5 protein-coding genes are annotated in these 6,191 nt (G+C 71.6%); 2 read left to right on the forward strand and 3 right to left on the reverse strand.

Translation table 11 applies throughout. The features are described from left to right. Positions 1 to 498: 498 nt before the first annotated feature. A complete protein-coding gene (locus AC07EQ_RS18560; RefSeq protein ID WP_478389143.1) occupies positions 499 to 780 on the forward strand; it encodes an SDR family oxidoreductase in 282 nt (93 codons plus the stop codon). Here AC07EQ_RS18560 and AC07EQ_RS18565 read toward each other — a convergent pair. From AC07EQ_RS18565 to AC07EQ_RS18575, 3 genes are all read right to left on the reverse strand, one after another. Further along, positions 768 to 2,345, reverse strand: a complete 1,578-nt coding sequence (locus AC07EQ_RS18565) for a long-chain-fatty-acid--CoA ligase (RefSeq protein WP_478389144.1) — start codon at positions 2,343 to 2,345, stop codon at positions 768 to 770. The genes AC07EQ_RS18560 and AC07EQ_RS18565 overlap by 13 nt on opposite strands. Position 2,346: 1 nt before the next feature. Further along, complete coding sequence (locus tag AC07EQ_RS18570) at positions 2,347 to 3,438, reverse strand: acyl-CoA dehydrogenase family protein (protein ID WP_478389145.1); 1,092 nt, start codon at positions 3,436 to 3,438, stop codon at positions 2,347 to 2,349. Between the two features lie 79 nt (positions 3,439 to 3,517). Continuing rightward, positions 3,518 to 4,696, reverse strand: coding sequence for an acyl-CoA dehydrogenase family protein (locus tag AC07EQ_RS18575; protein WP_478389146.1), 1,179 nt, complete (start codon positions 4,694 to 4,696; stop codon positions 3,518 to 3,520). A 477-nt stretch (positions 4,697 to 5,173) separates the two neighbouring features. Between AC07EQ_RS18575 and AC07EQ_RS18580 the strand changes: the two genes are divergently transcribed. Further along, positions 5,174 to 6,055, forward strand: a complete 882-nt coding sequence (locus AC07EQ_RS18580) for a 3-oxoacyl-ACP reductase (protein WP_478389147.1) — start codon at positions 5,174 to 5,176, stop codon at positions 6,053 to 6,055. Positions 6,056 to 6,191 lie beyond the last annotated feature (136 nt).

Consider the following 6,191-nt stretch of genomic DNA (forward strand, 5'->3'; position numbering starts at 1 on the left):
GTTCATCCCCGAACCGATCTCGGGATTCGACCCGAACCACGCGGTGACCCGGTACCGGCGACGTGTCCTGACGGAACCAGTGATACGCCGGATGAGGACTGATCCCCGCGCGCACCCACTCCGTCAAATTCACGCAAACACCATACCGAACCCAAAATTACACTGTGCACGCTTAACCGACAGCAGCTCCACAACGTCATGATCCCTCTACTCGGCTAGAACGATTCGGGTTGACACCGCGCGAGAATTTCCCGCTCCGATGTGATCACCCTCACGGACGGCCGTGGGCTCGCCGTTGTGACCCGGACCTCGACGGGAAATGAGTAGATCTGCGGTCCCGGTCCTCGCGGACGCATCGCAACCTTCGCCGTTGGCTTCCGGCTAGACGAGGGGCTGTGGCGCGGATGGGACGGTTGTCGAAGCGTTACCGCAACGGCGAGTTCGCGAAGGTCGTCGCGGGTATCGGGGCGGCGACCACCCGGGCACTGGCGGCCGACGGTGCGACGGTGGCGATCAGCTACGCCACGTCCGGCGACCGCGCCGAGGAAGTGGTGGCGGAGCTCGACGGGGCCGCCGCGTACCGGGCCGATCAGGGGCAGGTGGCCGGTCTCGTCGAAGCCGTGGTCGTGGCCGTTCGCCGACGTCCAGCGCTCGGCGAACGCGTTGGGCCGGTTCGGGAGGCCGGCGGAAGTCGCGGCGGCCATCGCGTTCCTGGCCGGGCCCGGCGCGTCGTTCATCACCGGCGCGGTCCTCGACGTCGACGGCGGCTACCTGGCCTGATCGGGCACCGGGGAGTAGCGGGTGGTCGAGCGGTGCCAGATCGGATCCGCGGTTTCGCGGCCCTCCGCGGCCAGCTGGCGCTTGACGACCTTGAAGGTCGCGGTGCGGGGGAGTTCCGCCGCGAGCCGGACGTAGCGGGGCCACTGCTTGGGGCCGAGATCGGATTGGGCGGCGAGGAAGTCGTGGAGGGTCGCGGGGTCGAACCCCGGCGTCGCGACCAGCGCGGCCATCACCTGGTCGCCCACCTGCGGATCCGGGATGCCGTACACCGCGGCCTCGGTGATCTCGGAGTGGCGCAACAGGATTCGCTCGATCGGCGCGGTGCCGAGGTTCTCGCCGTCCACCCGCAGCCAGTCGGCCGAACGGCCCGCGAAGTGGCAGAAGCCGTCCGCGTCCAGGTAGGCGAGGTCGCCGCTCCAGTACATGCCGTCGCGCATCCGCTCCGCGTCGGCCTCCGGGGCGTTGTAGTAGCCCGCGAACCAGCCCGAACCGGCGGTGTTGACCAGCTCGCCGATCGCCTCACCGGGATTGAGCAGGCGGCCGTCGGCGGAGAATTCCGCGCGGGCACAGGGTTTCCCGGTGTCCGGGTGGAGCACCGCGACGCCGTCGGGGAGCCTGCCCAGCGCGCCGGGAGGCGTGTCGGGCGTGCGGGCCACCGCGACGCCGCCCTCCGAGGAACCGAAACCGTCGACGACGCGGCAGCCGAACCGCTCGCCGAACCGCGCCAGGTCCCGTTCGTTGCCCTCGTTGCCGTACACCACGCGCAGCGGATTCTCGGCGTCGTCCGGTCGTTCCGGCGTGGCCAGGATGTGCGAGAGCGGTTTGCCGACGTAGTTGGCGTAGGTCGCGCCGAAGCGCCGCACGTCGGGCAGGAAGCCGGAGGCGGAGAAGCGGCTGCGCAGCGCGATTCCCGCCCCGGCGGCCAGCCCGACCGCCCAGCCCGCCATCAGGGCGTTGGAGTGGAACAGCGGCATCGACACGTAGGTCACGTCGTCGCCGGTCAGGCCGAACCGGTCGGCCAGCATCCGGCCGGGCGCGGCGATCTTGCCGTGCGTGCAGCGGACCGCCTTCGGCTCGCCGCCGGTGCCGGAGGTGAACACCAGCACGAGCAGGTCATCGGGCGTCGCGGGCACGGGATCGACCGCGCTGCCGGCGTGCTCGACGAGCAGCGCCGGCCACCGCGGCTCGTCGATGACCAGCAGCTCCGCCGCCCCGAGGTCGAGGCCGGCCAGCAGTTCCGCGTGCGCGCTGTCGGTGACGACCAGCTGGCAGTCCGCCAGCCGGACATCGCGCGCCAGCGCCGCCCCGCGCCGCGTCGGGTTCAGGCCCACGACCACCGCGCCGGACAGGGCGGCGCCGCCGAGCAGGAACGCGAACTCCGGGACGTTGCCGAGCAGGACACCGACGTGGAAGGGGCCGGGGCGGCGCAGGGATTCCAGCAGCGAGGCGTACTGGGCGCAGGCGCGCACCTTCGCCGACCACGTCCAGACGCGGTCCTCGAACCGCAGCCCGCAGCTGTCGTCGTCGGCGCGGGCGAGCAGGAGGTCGGTCACCGTCGGCGTCATGTCAGACCGCCAGGGCGTCGCCGAGCCGGCCCAGCTGGTCGGCCGCGCCGCCGAAGGAGAACTCGTTGCGCTTGGCCGCGACGAAGTAGCGGTGCAGCGGGTGGTCGACGTCGATGCCGACGCCGCCGTGCACGTGGACCGCGGTGTGGGCCACCCGGTGCCCGGCGTCGGCCGCCCAGAACTTCGCGGTGGCCACCTCGGTCGCGCACGGCAGCCCCTCGTCGACCCGCCACGCCGCCTGCCACAGCGTCAGCCGCGCGGCCTCCACGTCGATGAACGCGTCGGCCAGCCGCTGCGCGACGGCCTGGAAGCTGCCGATCGGCCGTCCGAACTGCACGCGTTCGCGGGCGTACTCGGCGGTCAGCTCCAGCGCCCGCTCGAGGACGCCGACCTGGTGCGCGCAGGTGCCGATGGTCGCGCGGGTGAGCAGCCATTCCAGGGACGCCTCGCCCAGCACCCGGTCGTCGCCGACCCGCACGCCGTCGAGCTCCAGCCACGCTTCGCTGTCGGCGTCCACGATGCGCTGCCGTTCCACCGACAGTTGCGCCGGTTCGACGAGGAAGATCCTCGGTCCGTCCGATGTGGACGCGGGAACCAGCACGAGATCGGCGACCGCGCCGGCCGGGACCGTGGTCTTGGTGCCGGTGAGCACCCAGCCGTCGCCGGAGCGCTCGGCGCGGCAGGCGGGACGGCGCGGGTCGGGGTTGTGCTCCTCGGTGAGCGCGGCGGTCAGCACCAGCTCGCCCTTCGCCGCCGGGACGCCCCAGCGCTGCTGCTGATCGGGGTCGCCGAAGCGGGCCAGCGCCGCCGTGGCCGTGGTGATCGAGGCGAGGTAGGGCACCGGGGCGACCGCGCGTCCCAGCTCGATCAGCACGGAGCACTGCTCCAGCAGCCCGAAACCGCCGCCGCCGACGGAACCCGGCAAGGCCGCCGACAGCACCTCCGCCCGGGCCAGATCCGTCCACAGTGAACGGTCGAACCGGTCTGGCTCGCGCTCGACCTCGCGCAGGCGCTCGTTCGTCACGCGATCGTCGAGGATCTCCCTGGCCAGCCCGCCCAGATCGAGCTGCGCCTCGGTGCACGAGAAGTCCATGAACTCTCCCTAGAAGTCCTGTCGTCGAGGTCTCGCAGCCACTGCGGTGGTCGCGGGGCCGACCGCGGTGGCCGGCCGGTCAGCGCTTCGCCGGGGGCAGGCCGAGGCCCACCGCGGCGACGATGTCCCGCTGCACCTCGTTGGTCCCGCCGCCGAAGGTCAGGATCAGCGACGAGCGGTGCATCCGTTCGATCCGGCCGCGCAGCGCCGCGCCCCGGGAGCCCTGCCGCACGTACGCGGCGCTGCCCAGCACCTCCATCAGCAGGCGGTAGGCCTCGGTGGCGAACTCCGTGCCGTACACCTTGGTCGCCGACGCCGTGGCCGGCGCGGGCTGCTGCTCCGCGGTCGTGGCGATCTTCCAGTTGACCAGCTTGAGGAACTCCGCCCCGGCGTGCACGCGCGCCAGGTGCCGCCGCACCCACTCCTGGTCCAGCACCCGGCGCCCGTCGGTGAGCCGCGTTTCCCGCGCCCACTCCTGCACCTCGTCCAGCGCGAGCCGCAGCGGGGCGGGGGAGGTGAGCGCGACGCGCTCGTGGTTGAGCTGGTTGGTGATCAGCGGCCAGCCCTCGTTCTCGGCGCCCACCAGCGCGGAGGTGGGCACGCGGAGGTCCTGGTAGTAGGTGGCGCTGGTGGACGGTCCGGCGACGGTGTGCACCGGCGTCCAGGAGAAGCCGGGTGCGGCCGTGGGCACGATCAGGATGCTCAGGCCGCGGTGCTTCTTCGCGTCGCGGTCGGTCCGGCAGGCCAGCCACACGTAGTCCGCGTACTGGATCAGGCTGGTCCACATCTTCTGGCCGTTGATCACGTATCCGGCATCGTCGCGGTCGGCCGTGGTGCGAAGCGAGGCGAGGTCGGTGCCCGCCTCCGGCTCGGAGTAGCCGATCGCGAAGTGGATCTCGCCGCCCGCGATCTTCGGCAGGTAGTGCGCCTTCTGCTCCGGGGTGCCGAAGCGCATGATGGTCGGCGCGATGCTGTTGAGCGTCAGGAACGGCACCGGGGCGCCGGCGATCGCCGCCTCGTCGGTGAAGATCAGCTGGTCCAGCATGCTCCGGTTCTGCCCGCCGTACTCCTCCGGCCAGCCCAGCGCGAGCCAGCCGTCCGCGCCCATCTGCCGGACCAGCTGCTTGTAGGCCGCGCCGTCGCCGTAGTCGCCGTGCGCGGTCAGTTCGTCGCGGAGCTCCGGTGTCATGAGCTTGCCGAAGTAGCGGCGCAGCTCCTTGCGCAGCTGCTCCTGCTCGGGCGTGTAGGCGATGCGCATGCATCCCTCCTGCATCGACGGGAGAGCGTGTGGAACATGTTTCACCAACCATAGTCCGGATGTGGCGAGGCGGTCGATACATCGCACTGCCACGAGTGATTTTTCGCGGGCGCCGCGTCGCGCGTCGCCGTGAAAACCGGTTCTATGGAGGCGCGGCGTTCGGATCGGTCCCCGAATGGAGCAGTCACCGGGGGCCGGGTGGCTCGTTGTGCGGGCTGGATGGCTGATCGAGGTGGCCCGGACGGCCGGTTCTCGCGAATCGGTAGAACTGGTTGCAACAGCAGATACCAGTGCATTGGGCGAATATTCCCCGATCTGCTCCCCGGCTCTTGATTGCAAGTGAGAACACGTTCTACTGTGTCTTGGATAACAGCGCGGGCGATCTCGGTGAGGTGACCAACCGGTGGAGGCAGCGGTGCTCAAGGGGAAGCGAAATGGTTCGCCAGATCGTGACCTGCGACTGAGCCGGGAGGCGCGGTGAGTTTGGACGGGAAAGTCGCGATCGTCACCGGAGCGGGTGCGGGGCTCGGTCGCGCGGAGGCGCTGGCCCTGGCTCGCGCCGGTGCGAACATCGTGGTCAACGACGTTTCCGGCGGCGCGGCGGCGGTGGTGGCCGAGATCGAGGATCTCGGCGTCAAGGCTGTGGCGGTCGCCGGGGACATCTCCGACAGCGCCGTAGCGCGCGAGCTGGTCGACACCGCGGTGCAGCGCTTCGGCGGCTTGCACGTGGTGGTGAACAACGCCGGCGTGTTGCGGGACCGGATGTTGTTCAAGATGACCGAGCAGGAGTGGGACGACGTGATCCGCGTCCACCTGCGCGGCCACTTCCTGTTGTCCCGCAACGCCGCCGCGCACTGGCGGGACGAGTACAAGCAGACCGGATCGACCTACGGCAGCGTGATCAACACCGCTTCGGAGGCGTTCCTGCTCGGCTCCGCGGGGCAGCCGAACTACGCGGCGGCCAAGGCGGGCATCGCGGCGCTGACCGTGTCCACGGCGCGGGCGTTGGGGCGGATGGGTGTGCGGGCGAACGCCATCTGCCCGCGGGCGCGGACGGCGATGACGGAGGAAGTCTTCGGCCCGGCACCGGAAACCGGCGTCGACCCGCTGTCCACCGATCACGTCGCGCCGCTGGTCGCCTATCTGGCCGGTCCGGCCGCGCAGGCGATCAACGGCCAGGTCTTCGTGGTGCACAGCGGGATGATCGCGCTGATGGCGGCGCCCGTCGTCGAGCAGCGCTTCGACACCGGCGGTCCGCTGTGGACGGAGGACGAGCTGGCCGGCACCGTCGGCGCCTACTTCGCGGAGCGCGACCCGGAGCGCAACTTCGCCAGCACCGAGCTGCTGTCCCTGCCCTAGCCGTCGGGAGTGGGGGGGGGGGGGGGGGGGGGGGGGGGGGGGGGGGCGGAGGGGGGGGGGGGGGGGGGGGGGGGGGGGGGGGGGGGGGGGGCAGGGGGGGGGGGGGGGGGGGGGGGGGGGGGGGGGGGGTTGGGTG

This window comes from Saccharopolyspora sp. NPDC045839, from assembly GCF_056431645.1.

Excerpts from the sequence above, each read along its gene's own strand:
- AC07EQ_RS18565 (WP_478389144.1), bottom strand. The coding sequence starts at position 2,345 with ATGACGCCGACGGTGACCGACCTCCTGCTCGCCCGCGCCGACGACGAC.
- AC07EQ_RS18575 (WP_478389146.1), bottom strand. The coding sequence starts at position 4,696 with ATGCGCATCGCCTACACGCCCGAGCAGGAGCAGCTGCGCAAGGAGCTG.
- AC07EQ_RS18570 (WP_478389145.1), bottom strand. The coding sequence starts at position 3,438 with ATGGACTTCTCGTGCACCGAGGCGCAGCTCGATCTGGGCGGGCTGGCC.